An 18,429-nucleotide genomic window follows, 5' to 3' on the forward strand; every position below is an offset into this window, starting at 1 on the left:
ACGGCTGTCTGCAGACAGAAACACTTTGCACTATGAAACAATTCCCTATCTTCACAGCCGTTTCTTTTTTCTTTTTTATTTTTGGAAATTATCGGCGGAACCGCCTTGAAATTTAGATTTTGATGAAGTTCATTTTAACACATTTTCCGGTATTTTACAATGGAAAAGCACTAATTTCTTTCTCTTTACATAAACTATAATTAAATTCCTCTGAGGTATGCCTGTGTGAAAACTTTTCTAAAGCCCCTGACACCGGAAGAAGAACGCCATTATCTTCAGGAATACAAACAGGGCAGCCTGGAAGCCAAAAACATCCTAATTGAACGAAATCTGCGTCTGGTTGCGCATATTGTAAAGAAATATCAGGGAGCTTCAGAAGAACTGGACGACTTGATTTCTATCGGTACCATTGGTCTGATTAAAGCTGTCCAGACCTTTGACAGTGCCAAAGCAAGCAAACTTTCCACCTATGCAGCCAGATGTATTGACAACGAATTGTTAATGCTTCTGCGCTCCAGAAAAAAGTCTAACCGGGAAGTCTCCCTCTATGAACCCATTGGTACAGATAAAGAGGGCAATGAAATCAGTCTGTTAGACGTGATTGAAACGGAACCCGTAGATGTGGTAAAAAATTATGCGCTGAAACAGGACACCACCCTTCTCTATCGTCTGCTTCCTGAAATTCTAAGCCAGCGGGAGCAGGAAATTCTGAAACTGCGGTATGGTCTGTACGGGGAGAAAGAACTGACTCAGCGGGAAATAGCAAAGCGGCTGAATATCAGCCGCTCCTATGTGTCCCGTATTGAAAAAAACGCACTTCTGAAATTACGCAGTTTCTTCCCGTCTTCTTAAAATATCATAGACAGATACTTCAGCCTCTAAATCCACATACAAAACCTGCTGTGGATGAGGTGCACTTTCCATTGGCTGTCCGTCCTCGTCAAAAATTCCTTTGACAAGGGCTTTCACATTTCTTCCGTCAGGTTTCATCACTTCTATCGTTTCGCCCAGCAGGAACTTATTCCTCTGGGTGATACGGTAACGGCCGTCCTCTCTGCGCCCTTCAATATAACCAAGATACGTATAGCCTTTTTCGTACGTATTGTTGTCGTAAATCTGCGTGGTTTCATCTGGCTTTCCATAGAAAAATCCAGTGGTAAACTGCCGGTAAGTACAGCTTTTAATCTGTTCCTGATACCAGGGCATATGTTCCCGGTAAAGTGCCGGGTCTTTCAGATAATCATCAATGGCCTTTCTGTAGGTTCTGGCTACTGTTGCCACATAGAGGGCCGTTTTCATTCTTCCCTCGATTTTCAGGCTGTCAATCCCTGCTTCCAGCACATCATCCATATGCTCAATCATACACAAATCTTTGGAATTAAAAATATAGGTTCCCCGCTCATTTTCATAAACGGGCATATATTCTCCCGGCCGTGTCTCTTCTACAAGAGAGTACTTCCAACGGCAGGGATGTGTACAGGCTCCCCGGTTTGCGTCCCGTCCGGTAAAGAAATTGGAAAGCAGACATCTGCCGGAATAGGAAATGCACATAGCCCCGTGAATGAAGCTTTCGATTTCCATTTCTTCCGGTATGTGCGCGCGGATTTCCCGAATCTCCGCCAGAGACAGTTCTCTGGCAGTAACCACCCTAGTGGCTCCCAGATTCCACCAGAACTGATACGTTCCGTAGTTGGTATTATTGGCCTGGGTACTTACATGACGCTCAATTTCCGGGCAGACTTCTTTTGCAATCATAAACACTCCGGGGTCTGAAATAATCAAAGCATCCGGCCTGATTGTCTTTAACTCTTCAAAATATTCCCGCACACCCTTTAAATCATCGTTGTGAGCCAGAATATTGGCTGTTACATATACTTTTACTCCATGCTCATGAGCAAACGCAATTCCTTCTTTCATGTCCTCCATGGAAAAATTCTTTGCCTTTGCCCGCAGTCCGAAAGCTTCTCCGCCGATATATACCGCATCTGCGCCAAACATAACTGCAATTTTCAGCACTTCCAGGCTGCTGGCCGGAATTAATAATTCTGGTTTACGAACCATTTTATTCCTCCTGCTGTTTCTTAATGCTCAGAGTTACCCCATCTCCCAGGGGAAGAATCGATGTTTCCAGCAACTCATGATGTTTCAAAACATAGAGATATTCTCTCATTCTCTTGTAAATTGTCCGGTTGCGCCGCTCTACCGCAAAATGGGATTCTACAATATCTCCATCCTGCAGTACATTGTCGGAAAGAAGAATTCCTCCATCTTCTAACAGGCGCAGCACCTCCGGCAAAAAGTTGATATACTGTCCCTTGGCTGCATCCATAAAGATAAAATCAAAACTTCCGGTAAGCGTCTTCAAAATCTCCTGAGCATCCCCCTCAAGAAGTGTAATCTGTTCCTCCTTACCGGCTTTTCGGAAATTCTCTTTTGCAATGGGAATCCGCTTTTCATAATTCTCTATGGTGACAATTTCGCAGTCCGCCGGATTATATGTGCTCATAAGAAGGGTGGAAAACCCCACTGCGGTCCCCACCTCTAAAATACGTTTCGGTGCTTTTATCTGCAGAAGCACCTTCAAAAAACTCTGCATTTCTCTTCGGATAATGGGCACACGATTTTTCAGTGCCTCCTGTTCCAGATGATTTAAGAAAGGAGTATTCCCCTTATCCAGGGAATTCATGTAGGTAACCATTCTCTCATCTACAATCACTGCTCTGCTCCTCCCTCATCAGAGGCATTTTCCGATTCGCTTTCGATATCAGAGCTGCCTTCCTTCGCCGCCCCGCTTGCGTCTGTCTGGTCCGGCTGTCCCTCTGTGTTTTCTCTGGCCAGAATGGCCATCATCTCATCCGGGGTCATACTGGTGTTGAGGATATATGTGCCTGCCTGCAGCTTGCCCTTATAACTGGAAAGTTTTTCCTGTACCACAAAAATCTTTGCGTCTTTAATCAATCCCTTTTTTTTCAGGATTTTTCCAATCTGGTATACCGAATCATCTTTTTTCAGAACCACGGTAATATCCCGCCCGTTCTCTTTGGTTGCCACTGCTTCCTGATTAAAAATCTCGTATCCGAAATCATAAGCAGACTTGCCTATATAAATAACCGCAATAGCCACACACAGATAGACACCCAAACGGAAAAAACCGCCTGCTATAATGGATGATTTTTTCTGTTTTCTGATTTGTTTTCCCATACTGTTCTCCTTACTCTATGACAAATCAGGCACGTCCAGATGAATGCCCTGATGAATAGCGGTTCCGATATCCTGCAGCTGTCTGCACAAGGCCAGTTCTGCATCCAGAAAACGGTTTACTTCCGGTATCCCGGACAATGCATCCATTTTTTCGTCCAGGTCATCCATCTCCTCGTACAGCTTTGTTTCTTCGCTTGCATTCTGCACCCGGTAATTCAGGCGGCGAATTTCATCTACCTGCTCCTTTAATCCCGGAATCTTGAAAACCGCATCCAGTGCAGCACAATACTCCTTGTATGTGCTGCCATTTCGGATTGCGGAAACCAGCATTTCTGTACAGGTTTCAACAAAACTCATGTCTAAGCCTCCATGATGATTGGCAGAATCATCGGATTTCTCTTTGTGCGCTTCCACAAGAAATCTCCCAGAGAATCCTTAATAATGTTCTTGATTTTTCCCCAATCTGTAATGTGTTTATCCAGGCAGATGTCAATGGCATCCTCCACTACAATCCTTGCCTCATCCATTAAGTCTTCCGACTCTCTTACATAGACGAAGCCTCTGGAAACAATATCCGGTCCTGCCAGCAGTCTGCTGCTGTGTTTTTCCAGTGTCAGTACCACAATCATAATGCCGTCTTCTGCCAGGTGCTGGCGGTCTCTTAAAACGATATTTCCCACATCGCCTACACCCAGTCCGTCTACTAAAATAGCGCCTGTGCGAACCTTTTCTTTCACCTTTGCCGGTTCTTCTTCATTGAGTTCCAGCACATCCCCGGAAGAAAGAATAAAAATATTTTCTTTCGGAATACCCAGGTCTCTGGCAAGCCCGGCCTGCGCCTTCAAATGGCGGTATTCACCATGAACCGGTATGGAATATTTGGGTTTCACCAGGGAATAAATCAGTTTGATTTCTTCCTGGCATGCATGTCCGGATACATGGGCATCCTGGAAAATCACGTCTGCACCTTTGCGGCTTAACTCGTTAATCACCTTTGACACAGCCTTCTCATTTCCCGGAATGGGATTAGAGCTGAAAATAATGGTGTCGTTGGGCTTAATGGTTACTTTTTTATGAATGTTTGCCGCCATACGGGACAGGGCTGCCATGGATTCCCCCTGACTTCCTGTGGTAATCAGCACCACCTTGTCGTCCGGATAATTTTTAATCTGGTCAATGTCCACCAGCGTCTTATCCGGTATCTGCAGATAGCCCAGTTCTGCTGCTGTACCGATGACATTTACCATGCTTCGGCCTTCCACAGCCACCTTTCTGCCGTATTTATAGGCAGAATTGATAATCTGCTGTACTCTGTCCACATTAGAAGCAAACGTCGCAATGATAATACGGGTATTTCTATGTTCTGCAAAAATATTGTCGAAGGTCTTTCCCACGGTTCTTTCCGACATGGTAAAGCCTTTTCTCTCTGCATTGGTACTGTCACACATCAGCGCCAGCACACCTTTTTTCCCTATCTCTGCAAAACGCTGTAAATCAATGGCATCACCAAACACAGGTGTATAGTCCACTTTAAAGTCTCCTGTGTGAATCACGATTCCCGCCGGTGAGTAAATAGCCAGGGCTGACGCGTCCTGAATACTGTGGTTGGTCTTTATAAATTCAATACGGAAGCAGCCCAGGTTAATAGACTGTCCGTGTTTAATTACTTTTCTCTTTGTGCTTCTTAAAAGATTGTGTTCTTTTAATTTATTGTCAATCAGTCCTATGGTGAGTTTAGTCGCATAAATCGGTACATTTACTTCCCTCAGCACATATGGCAGAGCCCCGATATGATCCTCGTGTCCATGGGTAATGACAAAACCTTTGACTTTGTCAATATTGTCCTTTAAATAAGTTACATCCGGGATTACCAAATCAATCCCCAGCATATCGTCCTCCGGGAAAGAAAGACCGCAATCCACTACGACAATACTGTCTTCGTATTCAAAGGCTGTGATGTTCATTCCAATCTGTTCCAGTCCGCCCAATGGAATGATTCTCAATTTTCCGTTATTATTTTTTTTCAATGTTATTCCTCCAATTATTGTCCGTTCCTATTCAAAATCAATGTCATCTAACATAGCAGCAAAGACCTTATAAACTGCTTCATATTCCGTATCGTCTTCTACGAATACATAGCAGCCTTCTTCGTCGCCATCCTCAGAAATGTCTTTTAAAATGTACGCCGCACTTCCGTTTTCTTCGTCGTTTTCTTCAGGGTCAATAACCAGCAGGTAATTCACGCCCCCTACTCTTGTCTGCTCCAGAATCCCAAATTCCAGTTCTGTTCCATCTTCTCCGTCAAAAATTACTGTTTCCATTTTTTTCGTCCTTTCTCTTTTTATTTTTTAGGCATACACAGAACCCGGAAACACGTTCGTTTCTGCCCGAACCTGCCGCTTATGGTTCAGGCTTGCAATCAAACGGTATCCGGGTTTGCTTTTGCATCTAAATAGCCCTGCAGAATAAATACAGCCGCTATCATATCTACATATTTACCTCTGTTTTCTCTTCGCACACCGGTTTCCATCAGCGTACGGTTGGCTTCCACTGTCGTAAGCCTTTCATCCCACATAACAACGGGCAGTCCCAATCTTCGTTCCAACGTTTCTTTTAGCTGCAGTGATTTTTCCGCCCGTTCTCCGATAGTATTGTTCATATTCTTTGGAAATCCCAGAACAATTTCTTCCACTTCGTATTCTTTCACCAGTTCTTCCACTCTGCGCAGAGATTTCCGCAGCTTGTTTTCCTCTTCTCTTCTGATGATTTCCACGCCCTGGGCTGTCAGTCCCAAGGGGTCACTGACTGCCACCCCTATGGTCTTTGAGCCATAATCCAGTCCCATAATCCTCATAGCTTAACCGCGCTTCCAGGATTCGTTTTTAATGTATTCCTTCAGAAGTTCTTCTACCAGCTCGTCCCGTTCTACTTTCATAATTGTACTTCTGGCACCCTTGTAGCTGGTAATGTAAGTCGGGTCTCCTGACATGATATAGCCCACAATCTGGTTCACCGGATTGTATCCCTTTTCCGCCATCGCATTGTAAACCAAATCCAGGACTTCCTTCACGCGCACTTCCGGAGCTGTTTTTACATTAAAATATTGTGTATTTTCTAAATTTGCCATACGATTCACGCCCTTATCTCTCATTCTACTACTGCAACTATGATACTATTTTAATATATCTTGTTTGGAAATTCAACTATTATATTGTGCAAATAAAAATCCCATCTTCGACAGAATCCACAACTTTCCCCGTACGAATACAGTTTTCCAGGTTTTTTTCTGTCTTTACAGCAGCTCTCAGATATTCTTTTGTATGCCCTGTCCAGTAAGTTTCTCCCTTGATTTCCATGGTTTCTTCAAAGAGAATTTCCACTTCCTGTCCCACAAAATGACTCATATATTTTTCCATATGTTCTTTTCCAAGCTGAATCAGCACATGGCTTCTCTCTGTCTTTACCTGCTCCAGCACCTGGTTTTCCATACCGTCTGCCCGTGTCCCCTGTCTCCTGGAATATTTAAAAATATGGGTTTCATAAAAGTCCGCCTGCTCAATCATAGCTTTGGATTCAGCAAATTCCTCTTCTGTCTCTCCCGGAAATCCTACAATGACATCCGTAGTCAGCGCAGGATTTTCAAAATGCTTCCGCAGGATTTCGCAGCCCTTTAAATATTCCTCTGCTGTGTAACGACGGTTCATGCGTTTCAAGGTCTCATTGCAGCCGCTTTGTAGAGACAGATGAAAATGAGGGCAAATTTTAGGCATACTGCCCAGTGCTGCTGCAAATTCTTCGGTTACAATTCTGGGTTCTAAGGAACCCAGACGGATTCTTTTCACTCCCGGCACTGCATGTACGTCCTGAATCAGAGACAGCAGCGTTTCCCCACAGTCCACGCCGTAAGAACTCAGATGAATACCGGTCAGTACAAACTCCTGATAGCCGTTTTTTGTCAGACGTTCCACCTCTGTCAGTACGTCTTCCTTTTTCCGGCTGCGTACCCTTCCTCTCACATAAGGAATGATACAGTAACTGCAGAACTGGTTGCAGCCGTCCTGCACTTTCAGATATGCTCTGGTGTGCTCTCCTGCTCTGGACAACTGCAAGTCCTCATACTCTACAGGAGTCTCCAGATTCACCACTTCCCGTTCCTGTCCCTGGTTCTTTTTATAATTTTCCAGTATAAAGAGCAAATCCTGCTTCCGGTTATTTCCCAGCACAATGTCAATGGCATCATCGATTTTATCCATATCTTTCTGTGCCTGCACATAACACCCCGCCGCAATGACAATGGCATCGGGATTCATCTTTCTGGCTTTGTGCAGCATCTGTCTTGACTTTCTGTCAGCAATATTGGTAACCGTACAGGTATTGATAATATAAACGTCTGCTCCCGGCTCAAAGGGAACAATTTCATATCCTGCTGTTTCCAGCATCTGCTGCATAGCCTCCAGTTCATAAGCGTTGACCTTGCAGCCCAGATTATGCAATGCGACTCTTTTTTTCATAATTCCACCTTTCCTGTTTTTTAGACCTAGCGTTTTGACGAATTGTTTTCATTTTCTTTGTATTTTATTTCTCCCTTTTTTATATTGACTTTTCCTGCCAATAACGGTAACATTATCCTTGTAAAATGCAATTAAAAAATCTGATGTAAGGGAGGATTTTATTCCAATGAAAACAGTTAAAATTTCACTCAATTCCATTGACAAGGTTAAATCCTTTGTAAATGAAATCACAAAATTTGATTATGATTTTGATTTAGTATCCGGCAGATATGTCATCGACGCTAAATCCATCATGGGTATTTTTTCTTTAGATTTATCTAAGGCTATCGATTTAAACATTCATGCAACAGACGCTGCTTTAGATGAAATCCTGGAAGTATTAAAACCATACTTAATCTAATTTAAGTGCGTATTCATATTTTTTAAAAGACTGCTGCTTTTGCAGCAGTCTTTTTTCTTATTCGCAGATAATGGTTTCTGCAGTTTCCACAGCCTCTTTCATCATCTCGTCGATTTTTTCCTGTAACTTTTCTTCAGAACGTTTAATTACCTGAAGATTCGGCTTTGTCACCGGATGTTTCGCCACAAAGATGGTACAGCAGTCTTCGTAAGGCAAAATAGAAGTCTCATAAGTATTGATTTTCAGCGCTACGTCTACGATTTCCTGCTTGTCAAATCCGATAACCGGACGGAATACCGGCATGGTACACACTTCATTTGTTGCTGCCAGGCTGTGAATCGTCTGACTGGCCACCTGCCCAATACTTTCCCCTGTAATCAGCCCCAGACAACCGTCTTTCTTTGCAAACTCTTCGGCAATTTTCATCATGTAGCGGCGCATGATAATGGTCAGTTCCTCATGAGGACATTTATCGTAAATGTACAGCTGTATGTCTGTAAAATTCACCACATGCAGGCGGATAGGACCGCTGTATCTGGCTACCAGTTTTGCTAAATCCACAACTTTCTGTTTGGCCCTCTCACTGGTGTACGGCGGCGCATGGAAGTATACCGCGTCGATTTTCACACCTCTTTTAGCAATCATATAGCCTGCCACAGGACTGTCAATACCGCCGGAAAGCAGCAGCATAGCGCTTCCGTTAGTTCCCAGAGGCATACCGCCCGGTCCCGGAATGTTTTCAGAATAGAGATAGATTTTGCTTCGGATTTCCACATTGACAAACACGTCCGGTTTGTGTACATCCACTTTCATATTCGGGCAGGCGTCTAAAATTATGCCGCCAAGAGCGCTGCTGACTTCCATGGACTGCATGGGGTAGGTTTTCTTATTTCTTCTGGTATTTACCTTAAAGGTCAGTTCTTGATCTCCGTACAGTTTTTTCACATAAGCAGCGACTTCTTCGGACAATCTCTCAAAGCCTTCGTCTTCCAGTACAACAGCAGGACAAATGCTGAAAATACCAAATACCCTCTTTAAAGCTTCTATGGTTTCTTCATAGTCAAATGCACTTTCCGTATAGACGAAAATACGTCCCATTTCTTTTACAATACGGAATTTGCCTTCTACGTCTTTCAACTGATACTTTATCTGCTCTACCAGAGCGTCCTCAAAAATATAACGGTTTTTGCCCTTAATGGCAATCTCTGCATATTTAATCAAAAATGCTTTATACATAATCTTTTTCCTCTCTGTTATCTTCTGGCATATCTGCGCAGCATGGGAAGCACTTCTCTTAATACTTCCAGGGTATAAGCCAGTTCTTCTCTTGTGGTAAACTCACACAGACTGAAGCGAATGGCGGATTCCTTTCTCTCTGGCGACAGGCGCAAAGCCCCTAAAGAGGCACTTCCTGCCCGCTTGTGACTGGAGCAGGCGCTTCCCGCAGAAACATAAATCTGCCGGTCTTCCAGGGTATGGAGAAGCACTTCGCTCCGCACACCTAAAAAGCTGACATTTAAAATATGGGGCGCTCCCTTCTCCGGTTCCGGTCCGTTAATTTCTACTTGTTCCATTTTCTCCAGCTCTGCCGCAAGATATGTTTTCAGTTCTCTCATACGGGCGGTATCTGCTTCCAGATTCTCATAGATTTTCTTTGCCGCCACGCCAAGCCCTGCGATTCCCGGCACATTGTCGGTTCCGGAACGCATGCCTTTTTGCTGACCTCCGCCTAAAAGCAAAGGCTGGATTTTCGCCTTTTCATTTATATATAAAAAGCCGGCCCCCTTTGGCCCGTGAATCTTGTGTCCGCTGACAGCCAGCAAATCAATCCCCATTTTTTTCGGGTAAATTCTGTATTTTCCATATCCCTGCACTGCGTCTACATGATAAAGTGTTTTGGGATTTTTCTCATGAATGATTCTGCCGATTTCTTCCGCCGGTACTACGGCTCCCATTTCGTTGTTCACATACATGGTGGAAACCAGAATGGTGTCTTCCCGAATAGTCTCTGCCAGACGCTCAAGAAGCAGGTTTCCCTTCTCATCTACGGGAATCTCCGTAATCTCATAGCCCTGCTTTTCCAGCCAGGCCAAAGGCGCAGAAACCGCCGCATGTTCAAAGGGAGTGGTAATGATATGTTTTCCCTGCCTGCTGTTTGCCAAAGCGGTTCCTATGACTGCCCAGTTATCGGATTCCGTTCCTCCGGAAGTAAAGAAAATTTCTTTTTCCTGCACTTTTAATGTTTTTGCAATTTCTTTTGCAGCCTGTTTTACATAATTCTCTGCCTCTACACCTTTTAAGTGCATAGCAGAAGGATTTCCATAATCCTCCAGCATGGTCTTTACCACAATGTCTTTTACTTCTTCATAACATCTGGTGGTTGCCGAATTATCCAGATATGCTTCCATTTCTATTCCTCCAGTGCAAACATCAATACAGACAGCACTGCAAGTCCTGCTGTCTCTGTTCTTAAAATTCTTTTTCCCAGAGTGATAGCGCTGGCCTTTGCTTCCCGCACCGCCAGTTCCACCTCTGCTTCTTCAAATCCGCCTTCCGGACCGATAAAAATTCCCACGGACTGTCCTCTTTGGATGTTTTCTACAATCTCCTTGGTCCGGGCCATTCCCTTTGCAAGCTCATAAGGCAGAAGCACCACATCCAGCTTTTTTGCATATTCCACAGCCTCCGGAAAGGTTTTCACCTCGGAAATCCGGGGAACATACATTCTTTTAGACTGCTTGGCAGCGCTTTCTGAAATTGCCTGCCATCTGGCAATCTTCTTCTCTTCTTTCTTTTTGTCCAGTTTTACCACTGCTCTTCTGGAAGCCACGGGAATCACTTCACAAACACCCAGTTCCACTGCCTTCTGTATGATAAACTCCATTTTATCACTTTTAGGAAGCCCCTGAAAGAGATAGAGTTTGGAGGACAGCTCGTATCCCGCCTCCTGAGCATACATAATATGTGCCAGAATTTCTTCTTCCTGCATATCTTCAATATAGCAGGTATATTCCGTATTTTCTCCGCTGCTGATGAATATTTCATCTCCCGGCTTCATGCGAAGCACATTTTTGATATGATTGACATCAGAGCCCTGAATACGAATTTCCTTTTCTCCCACCTGCCGGGGTTCCACAAAAAAACGATACATAGATTTCTCCTAGTTCTTTCTGGCTGTCACAGACACCCACTCTCCCTGATAGGTCACTTCCAGCACTTCCAGTCCTGCAGCTTTCACCGCATTTACCACGGTTTCCTCTTTGTTGTCAATAATACCGGAAGTGATGTAGATACCGCCTTTTTTCATCTGATGGATAATTACCGGAGTCAGAGGCACTAATACATCGGCCAGGATATTGGCCACTACGATATCGTATTTTTCATATCCCACGGTATCCTGTACTTCCTTATCATCAATAATGTTTCCAATCATCATATCAAAAGCAGCCTCCGGAATGTCATTGGCTTCTTTGTTTTCTTCTACAGCCGGTACTGCGCAGGTATCCAAATCTGTACCAACCGCATGCTTCGCCCCCATTTTCAGGGCTGCAATGGAAAGAATACCGCTTCCGGTTCCCACATCAAGAAGTTCTGTATCCTTTGTCACATACTTCTTTAACTGGCGGATACAAAGCTGTGTTGTTTCATGCATACCTGTACCAAAAGCCGTTCCCGGGTCAATATGAATAATCATTCTGCCTTCATCCTCTTTCTTCACCTTTTCCCAGGAGGGAATAATCAGAATGTCATCTACATAAAACTGTTTAAAATACTGTTTCCAGTTGTTAATCCAGTCAATGTCTTCTGTCTCGTCGATTTCTATGGAACCTTCCCCGATATCCATGAAAGTTCTCAGGCTGTCCAGTTCTTCCTCCACGGCTTTTAAAATGTCCTCCTGAGCTGTCACTTCTCCATTCATCAAAAGTTCGCCGTCTTCTGTCTCTTCCACAAAGAAGCTCAGGTAAGCAATGCCGTCATCTTCCTGCATATCCGGAAGAATGTCCACAAACATCTGCTCTTTTTCCAGTGTGGTCAAAGGAACATGGTCTTCTATCTGAGCCCCTTCCAGTCCAATGTCATAAAGGGAACTGATAATCATATCCTCAGCCTCTGTTTTTGTTTTTATTCTGAATTTTTTCCACTTCATCGTTTCCTCTCCTCTATATAAACTATTTATATGTATCAAACAAACAAAAACGTAATTGTAATTGTTACCACAGAAAGCAGGGTTGTCACAATAATACCTTCTGCAATTATCCGGGAATCCTTTCCGTATTGATTGCACAGCATGGCTGAAAGATTGCCTACCGGAAGGGCTGCCATAAGCACAATGGTGGCCCGCATGACAAAATCCGGAAGCAGCGGCTTTAACAGCAGAGCCAGCAGTATGGGAAAGACTGCAAACCGCAAAAGGGTAAACAACATCAGCCTGGTATTTTTCAGTACGCTTTTCACCTTCATATCTGCCATGGAAATGCCGATAACCAGCATGGAAAGCAGGGTGCAGGCATTGCCGTAATAACCGGCTGCAGTTTCTACAGCCTCCGGAAGCTGTATGTCAAACCAATAGATGCAAAAAGCCGCCATACAAGCTATAAGTCCCGGACTTAACATATCCCGAAAAGAAGTTTTTACACCAGATGTTCCCTTTTTCAGCAGCATAACGCCAAAAGTATAAATATACACATTAAACAAAAAATTGAACACAATCACATATACCATGGATTCTGGCCCAATAATTGCCAACGCTACCGGAATTCCGATAAATCCCAGATTGCCGAATACGGTCATGAGTATATAGGATACCCTTTCCTGCGCAGAAACTTTGAGTATTTTTACAAACAGCAGTCCCAAAACACTTAAAAACAGAAAAAAACAGATACCTATCATTCCCACAAATAACACACTGTCTCTGGATACAGACGATAAGTCTTCAAACATACTGACAATAATCAATCCCGGAGAACAGATATTGACAACCAGCGCAGACAAATCTTTGGAGGCATGTTCGGATATTATCTGCTTCCTGTACAGGACAAAACCGGTTAAAATCAAAAGAAATATCAGCGCCATTTGCTGCAGCACTACTACTCCACTCATAAATTCTCATTTTCTCCCTCTGTTTCTGTATGTTTCCCATACAGAAAACACATGATATTTATTATAGAGGAAAAAAATCCGAATTGCAATATGGAAAGCCATAGAAAAAGACTGCTGCCCGACAGGTTTTTCTGTCAAAACAGCAGTCTGCTTCTTTCTTAATTATCAAACATATCTTTAATGTCCTGCTTCAGCTTTTCACCGAATTTTTTCTTTTTCTCGCCAGTAGAAGGGCGGTTTCCACAGGCTTCATCAAATTTGCGCAAGGCCTCTTTGGCCTCTTCATTTAATTTGGTGGGAACCTGTACTACCAGAGTCACGTAGTGATCTCCTCTGACATTCTTATTTCTCAGAGAAGGTACACCCTTACCTTTCAGTCTTACTTTGGTATCCGTCTGCGTTCCCGGTTTCACATCATACATAACATCTCCGTCCACTGTACTGATGCGTACCTCACCGCCTAAAGCTGCCTGAGCATACGTAATAGGCGCAGTCGAGAATATGTTCATATCCTGTCTCTGGAAAATCGGATGGCGTGCTACAATAACCTCCACCATCAAATCCCCTCTCGGACCACCGTTTAATCCCGGTTCACCCTTATCCCGGATACGAATGCTCTGTCCATTGTCAATTCCTGCCGGAATGGTAACTTTAATCTTCTTACGGCTGGAAACAAATCCTGTACCGCGGCAATCTGTGCATTTTTCCTTTATCACCTTACCGGTTCCCTGGCACTCCGGACAAGTCTGCACATTCTGGATAGTGCCAAACATGGACTGCTGGGTATAAACCACCTGTCCGGAACCGTGACACTTCGGACAGGTTTCCGGAGAAGTCCCCGGCTTTGCACCCGTTCCGTGGCAAGTATTACAGGTATCTTTTAAGTTTAAATCCAACTCTTTTTCACAGCCGAAAACAGCTTCCTCAAACGTAATATGCACGGCTGCACGGACATTAGCCCCTTTCATCGGACCATTATTGGGGCGTCTTCTTCCGCCGCCACCGAACAAATCACCGAAAATATCGCCAAAAATATCACCCATGTCTGCGCCGTTAAAGCCGCCAAAACCGCCAAAGCCTCCGGCACCGCCGCCGCCCTGTTCAAATGCCGCGTGACCGAATTGGTCATACTGCTGCCTCTTCTGCGGGTCGCTTAAAACACCATATGCCTCCGTTGCCTCTTTAAACTTTTTTTCCGCCTCTTTGTCTCCCGGATTCACATCCGGATGGTATTTTTTGGCAAGTTTACGATATGCACTTTTAATCGCAGAGTCATCTGCGCCCCGGTCTATGCCCAGGACTTCGTAGTAATCTCTCTTTTCTGCCATTGGTTTTGTCCCTTTCTGTATATCGAAGCACATAGACATGGGCTGCCCGAAAACACCCCATGTCTATGCCTTTACTGATTCACTTTATACACCGCAGATTAAACTTCTCTGTAATCTCCGTCTACCACATCATCGCCATACGCTTCATTAGAGGCACCGCCCTGTGCGCCTGCTCCCATGTCCGGACCAGCCTGTGCACCACCCTGTGCCTGAGCCTGTTCGTACATTTTTGCAAAAAGTTTCTGTGCGCTCTGCATCAGTTTTTCTTTTCCTGCTTTGATTTCTTCTACCTGTGCATCGGTAATTTCATCCACATTTGCACATTTAGCCAGAACATCTTTCAATGCATTCAGGTCAGCTTCTACTGCTGTCTTATCGTTTGCGTCAATCTTATCTCCGGCTTCTTCCATAGCTTTCTCTGTCTGGAATACCATGGCATCTGCATCATTCTTTGTATCTACAGCATCTTTCCGCTTTTTGTCCTGTGCTTCGTATTCAGCAGCTTCTCTTACTGCCTTATCAATTTCGTCGTCAGACATATTAGAACCTGCTGTGATAGTGATGTGCTGTTCTTTCCCTGTTCCCAAATCTTTAGCGGATACATTTACAATACCATTTGCATCAATATCAAAGGTAACTTCAATCTGAGGAACACCTCTTCTTGCTGGCGGAATACCGTCCAGACGGAACTGTCCAAGAGATTTATTATCTCTGGCAAACTGTCTTTCACCCTGTACAACGTTGATATCAACGGCTGTCTGGTTATCTGCTGCTGTAGAGAAAATCTGGCTCTTCTTTGTAGGAATTGTTGTATTTCTCTCAATCAGTCTTGTCGCAATACCGCCCATGGTTTCAATAGACAGAGACAGCGGAGTAACGTCCAGAAGAAGGATATCTCCGGCACCTGCATCACCTGCAAGCTTACCGCCCTGTACAGATGCACCAAGTGCTACACATTCATCCGGGTTCAAAGTCTTGCTTGGCTCTTTGCCTGTCAGCTGTTTTACTTTATCCTGTACAGAAGGAATACGTGTAGAACCACCTACTAACAGTACCTGACCCAGTTCAGATGCGGAAAGTCCTGCATCTGACAAAGCGCGTTTTACCGGTTCTGCTGTTCTCTCTACTAAATCGTGTGTTAATTCATCAAATTTGGCTCTTGTCAGGTTCATATCAAAGTGCAGTGGTCCGTTGGCATTCATACTGATAAACGGAAGGTTGATATTGGTAGTTGTTGCAGAAGAAAGTTCTTTCTTTGCTTTTTCAGCAGCTTCCTTGATACGCTGCATAGCCATCTTATCTGCGGATAAGTCCACGCCTTCATTTTTCTTGAATTCAGCAATCATGTAATCTGCAACTTTCTGGTCGAAGTCGTCACCACCAAGGCGGTTATCACCTGCTGTAGACAATACTTCAATGACACCATCACCGATTTCAATGATAGAAACGTCGAATGTACCGCCGCCTAAGTCGTATACCATGATTTTCTGCTCTTTTTCGTTATCCAGACCATAAGCCAGAGCTGCTGCTGTAGGCTCGTTGATAATACGTTTTACGTCAAGTCCTGCAATTTTACCTGCATCTTTTGTAGCCTGACGCTGAGCATCGTTGAAGTAAGCCGGAACTGTGATAACAGCTTCTGTTACTTTCTCACCCAGATAGTTTTCTGCATCTGTTTTTAATTTCTGAAGAATCATTGCAGAAATCTCCTGTGGAGAATATTTTTTATCATCAATCGCAACTCGATAATCGGTTCCCATATGTCTCTTAATAGAAGAGATTGTTTTGTCTGCATTGGTTACTGCCTGACGTTTGGCAGGTTCACCAACCAGTCTTTCTCCTGATTTTGTAAATGCTACTACGGAAGGTGTAGTTCTTGCTCCTTCTGCGTTTGCGATAACTACCGGCTGTCCGCCTTCCATAACACCTACACAGCTGTTTGTCGTACCTAAGTCAATACCTATAATCTTTCCCATGATAAATTCCTCCTGAATTTTTCTTCTATGATGGATTGTCTGTAATTTATAAGATAAAATCTTCCAGGATTGCTCCTGTGAGATGAATATCGCATGATTTTTCAACCGAATGTTTCAAGTTAATTTGCCACCTTCACCATGCTGTGGCGAATCACAGAATCTTTATACATATAACCCTTCTGGAATTCTTCTACAATCACATTTTCTCCGGCTTCTTCATCTTCTATATGCATGACCGCATTGTGAAAATCCGGGTTAAACTCCTGTCCCACCGCTTCTATTGTCTTTACGCCCATCTCATCAAAAGCCGTCATAAGTTGCTTATAAATTTGAGTCATTCCTGTAGCAACAGGATTTTCTTTTTCATTCTCCGGTATCATTGCTAAGCCTCTTTCGAAATTATCCACTACCGGAAGAATTTTTTCTACAATTTCTTTTGCGCCTACCTGATACATGGAAGCTTTTTCTTTTTCTGTCCGTTTACGGAAATTGTCAAATTCTGCCATCTGGCGTTTTACCATATCGGTAAGTTCTTCTATCTTTTCGTCTTTTTTATCTTTTTTCTTTTTTCCGAAAAGACCTTTTTTCTCAGATGTTTTCTCTTCCTGTTCTGCTGCAGAATCTTCTGTTTCCGAGCTTTCTTCCTTGGAAACTGCCTCTTCTGCCAGATTCACATCATCCTCTTCCAGAATTTCTCCTGCTTCTTTACTGGAAATGTTTCCTTCTTCCATGGTATTATACTCCTTTTTTTCTTCTGACACGAATCTCATACCGCCTTTCTATGTTTTCTTAAATATATTGTCCAACTGATTTTTCAGCGTTTTCAGATTATCCATTACATTTTCATAATCCATCCGCTTCGGTCCTATAATTCCAATGGTTCCCTGCATGCCTTCGCCCAAATCATAGGTAGCGGTTACAACACTGCAGTCCTTCATAGTCTTCACGGGACTCTCATTGCCAATGTATACCTGAATCCCCGTATTCTCACTACCGTATTCACTTTCTGCAGTATCCTTTACAAACTCTGCCAGCGCCTGTTTCTCTTCAAATGCGGAAATCAATTCACTTGCTTTTGAAGTATCTGCCAGTTCCGGATATTTGAAAATGTTGGTTGCTCCGCTGGTATAAATCTTCATGTCTTCTTCGTCCGGTGCAATGGCCTGCGCTACGGCATCAATGACACTGCTGATTACTGCACTGTGTATTCCTGCCTGCTCCTTTAATCTGGAAATCATAGCCAGATTAATTTCCTCAATAGAAAGCCCGTTTAACTGCGTATTCAACAGAAGATTCAGCTTGAGAACGGTCTCATCATCCATGGGCTCTGTCAAATCAATAATATGATTTTTCACCAGATTACCCTCTACGACCACCACCGCCAGCAGCTGGCTTTCACCGACTCTGGAAAGCTGCAGGAATTTCAACTTATTCCGATGATAAGTGGGACTGGTAATCATAGTAGCATAATTCGTGTTAGATGCCAGGACTTTGACTACCTGTTTCAAAACCTTTTCCATTTTGTCGGTTTTCTCAATCATCAGTTCCTTGATTTCTGCGGTTTCCTTTTCCTTTTCTTTCATGAGTTCGTCTACATAAAGGCGGTAACCCATATCCGAAGGAATCCTTCCGGCGGAGGTATAAGGTTGAATAATGTATCCCAGCTCCTCCAAATCTGACATTTCATTGCGGATAGTTGCGGAGCTAAGATTCAAATCCGTGTACTTGGAAATGGTCCTGGAGCCTACCGGTTCGCCGGTTTCCAAATAAGTCTGGATAATCGCTTTTAAAATTTTTCGTTTTCTTTCATCCAGTTCACTTATGACTTCCATCTTTTGCTCCTTTCTTTTGTTGTTAGCACTCATTTAAGTGGAGTGCTAATATCTATGTTTTTAAGATAGCACCAGAGGTTT

Annotated in this window: 20 protein-coding genes; 2 read left to right on the forward strand and 18 right to left on the reverse strand. The window is 43.6% G+C overall.

From position 1 onward, the window contains the following. Positions 1-225 precede the first annotated feature (225 nt). On the forward strand, positions 226-852 hold the full coding sequence (gene sigK / locus WKT17_RS07470) for an RNA polymerase sporulation sigma factor SigK (RefSeq protein ID WP_173748678.1): 627 nt from the start codon (positions 226-228) through the stop codon (positions 850-852). Here the strand turns inward: sigK and WKT17_RS07475 are convergent. The 9 genes from WKT17_RS07475 to mtaB all read right to left on the reverse strand — a co-directional run bounded on the left by WKT17_RS07475 (position 826) and on the right by mtaB (position 7,712). Continuing rightward, positions 826-2,061: a peptidase U32 family protein gene (locus WKT17_RS07475; protein ID WP_173748679.1), complete on the reverse strand. Its 1,236-nt coding sequence runs from the start codon at positions 2,059-2,061 to the stop codon at positions 826-828. The two genes, sigK and WKT17_RS07475, sit on opposite strands and share 27 nt — an antisense overlap. A gap of 1 nt (position 2,062) precedes the next feature. Further along, the gene (locus WKT17_RS07480) at positions 2,063-2,716 is read right to left on the reverse strand and encodes an O-methyltransferase (protein ID WP_173748680.1); all 654 of its coding nucleotides are present in this window, start codon (positions 2,714-2,716) and stop codon (positions 2,063-2,065) included. Continuing rightward, on the reverse strand, positions 2,713-3,201 hold the full coding sequence (locus WKT17_RS07485; RefSeq protein ID WP_173748681.1) for an endolytic transglycosylase MltG: 489 nt from the start codon (positions 3,199-3,201) through the stop codon (positions 2,713-2,715). The genes WKT17_RS07480 and WKT17_RS07485 overlap by 4 nt, the downstream gene beginning before the upstream one ends. A gap of 15 nt (positions 3,202-3,216) precedes the next feature. Beyond that, a complete protein-coding gene (locus WKT17_RS07490) occupies positions 3,217-3,558 on the reverse strand; it encodes a YlbF family regulator (protein WP_173748682.1) in 342 nt (113 codons plus the stop codon). Positions 3,559-3,560: 2 nt separating this feature from the next. After that, positions 3,561-5,228 carry a ribonuclease J gene (locus tag WKT17_RS07495; protein WP_173748683.1) on the reverse strand — a complete coding sequence of 556 codons (1,668 nt, stop codon included), beginning with the start codon at positions 5,226-5,228 and terminating at the stop codon, positions 3,561-3,563. 27 nt (positions 5,229-5,255) lie between these two features. Then, complete coding sequence (locus tag WKT17_RS07500) at positions 5,256-5,522, reverse strand: DUF1292 domain-containing protein (protein ID WP_173748684.1); 267 nt, start codon at positions 5,520-5,522, stop codon at positions 5,256-5,258. A gap of 98 nt (positions 5,523-5,620) precedes the next feature. Then, positions 5,621-6,055 carry a Holliday junction resolvase RuvX gene (gene ruvX / locus WKT17_RS07505; RefSeq protein ID WP_173748685.1) on the reverse strand — a complete coding sequence of 145 codons (435 nt, stop codon included), beginning with the start codon at positions 6,053-6,055 and terminating at the stop codon, positions 5,621-5,623. 3 nt (positions 6,056-6,058) lie between these two features. Then, the gene (locus WKT17_RS07510) at positions 6,059-6,328 is read right to left on the reverse strand and encodes an IreB family regulatory phosphoprotein (RefSeq protein WP_173748686.1); all 270 of its coding nucleotides are present in this window, start codon (positions 6,326-6,328) and stop codon (positions 6,059-6,061) included. A gap of 79 nt (positions 6,329-6,407) precedes the next feature. Next, positions 6,408-7,712: a tRNA (N(6)-L-threonylcarbamoyladenosine(37)-C(2))-methylthiotransferase MtaB gene (mtaB, locus tag WKT17_RS07515; RefSeq protein WP_291683250.1), complete on the reverse strand. Its 1,305-nt coding sequence runs from the start codon at positions 7,710-7,712 to the stop codon at positions 6,408-6,410. A 166-nt stretch (positions 7,713-7,878) separates the two neighbouring features. Between mtaB and WKT17_RS07520 the strand changes: the two genes are divergently transcribed. Further along, positions 7,879-8,112, forward strand: a complete 234-nt coding sequence (locus WKT17_RS07520) for an HPr family phosphocarrier protein (RefSeq protein WP_111920272.1) — start codon at positions 7,879-7,881, stop codon at positions 8,110-8,112. A 57-nt stretch (positions 8,113-8,169) separates the two neighbouring features. Here the strand turns inward: WKT17_RS07520 and thiI are convergent, their stop codons facing one another. From thiI to hrcA, 9 genes are all read right to left on the reverse strand, one after another. Further along, positions 8,170-9,348 carry a tRNA uracil 4-sulfurtransferase ThiI gene (thiI, locus tag WKT17_RS07525; RefSeq protein WP_294541874.1) on the reverse strand — a complete coding sequence of 393 codons (1,179 nt, stop codon included), beginning with the start codon at positions 9,346-9,348 and terminating at the stop codon, positions 8,170-8,172. Positions 9,349-9,365: 17 nt separating this feature from the next. Continuing rightward, a complete protein-coding gene (locus WKT17_RS07530) occupies positions 9,366-10,520 on the reverse strand; it encodes a cysteine desulfurase family protein (protein ID WP_173748689.1) in 1,155 nt (384 codons plus the stop codon). Between the two features lie 2 nt (positions 10,521-10,522). Continuing rightward, complete coding sequence (locus tag WKT17_RS07535; protein WP_173748690.1) at positions 10,523-11,263, reverse strand: 16S rRNA (uracil(1498)-N(3))-methyltransferase; 741 nt, start codon at positions 11,261-11,263, stop codon at positions 10,523-10,525. A 9-nt stretch (positions 11,264-11,272) separates the two neighbouring features. Further along, positions 11,273-12,259 (reverse strand): 50S ribosomal protein L11 methyltransferase, encoded by a 987-nt coding sequence (gene prmA / locus WKT17_RS07540; protein WP_173748691.1) that lies wholly within the window; start codon positions 12,257-12,259, stop codon positions 11,273-11,275. 35 nt (positions 12,260-12,294) lie between these two features. Continuing rightward, a complete protein-coding gene (locus WKT17_RS07545) occupies positions 12,295-13,212 on the reverse strand; it encodes an AEC family transporter (protein ID WP_173748692.1) in 918 nt (305 codons plus the stop codon). Between the two features lie 158 nt (positions 13,213-13,370). Beyond that, positions 13,371-14,540 carry a molecular chaperone DnaJ gene (dnaJ, locus tag WKT17_RS07550; protein ID WP_291683254.1) on the reverse strand — a complete coding sequence of 390 codons (1,170 nt, stop codon included), beginning with the start codon at positions 14,538-14,540 and terminating at the stop codon, positions 13,371-13,373. 98 nt (positions 14,541-14,638) lie between these two features. After that, a complete protein-coding gene (gene dnaK, locus WKT17_RS07555; RefSeq protein ID WP_173748694.1) occupies positions 14,639-16,516 on the reverse strand; it encodes a molecular chaperone DnaK in 1,878 nt (625 codons plus the stop codon). Between the two features lie 119 nt (positions 16,517-16,635). Beyond that, positions 16,636-17,277 (reverse strand): nucleotide exchange factor GrpE, encoded by a 642-nt coding sequence (gene grpE, locus WKT17_RS07560; protein WP_370779651.1) that lies wholly within the window; start codon positions 17,275-17,277, stop codon positions 16,636-16,638. Positions 17,278-17,295: 18 nt separating this feature from the next. Beyond that, positions 17,296-18,348, reverse strand: a complete 1,053-nt coding sequence (hrcA, locus tag WKT17_RS07565; protein ID WP_294541869.1) for a heat-inducible transcriptional repressor HrcA — start codon at positions 18,346-18,348, stop codon at positions 17,296-17,298. Positions 18,349-18,429 lie beyond the last annotated feature (81 nt).

The organism is Blautia sp. HCN-20427 (genome assembly GCF_037890365.1).
In the GTDB taxonomy this organism is placed as follows: domain Bacteria; phylum Bacillota; class Clostridia; order Lachnospirales; family Lachnospiraceae; genus Blautia.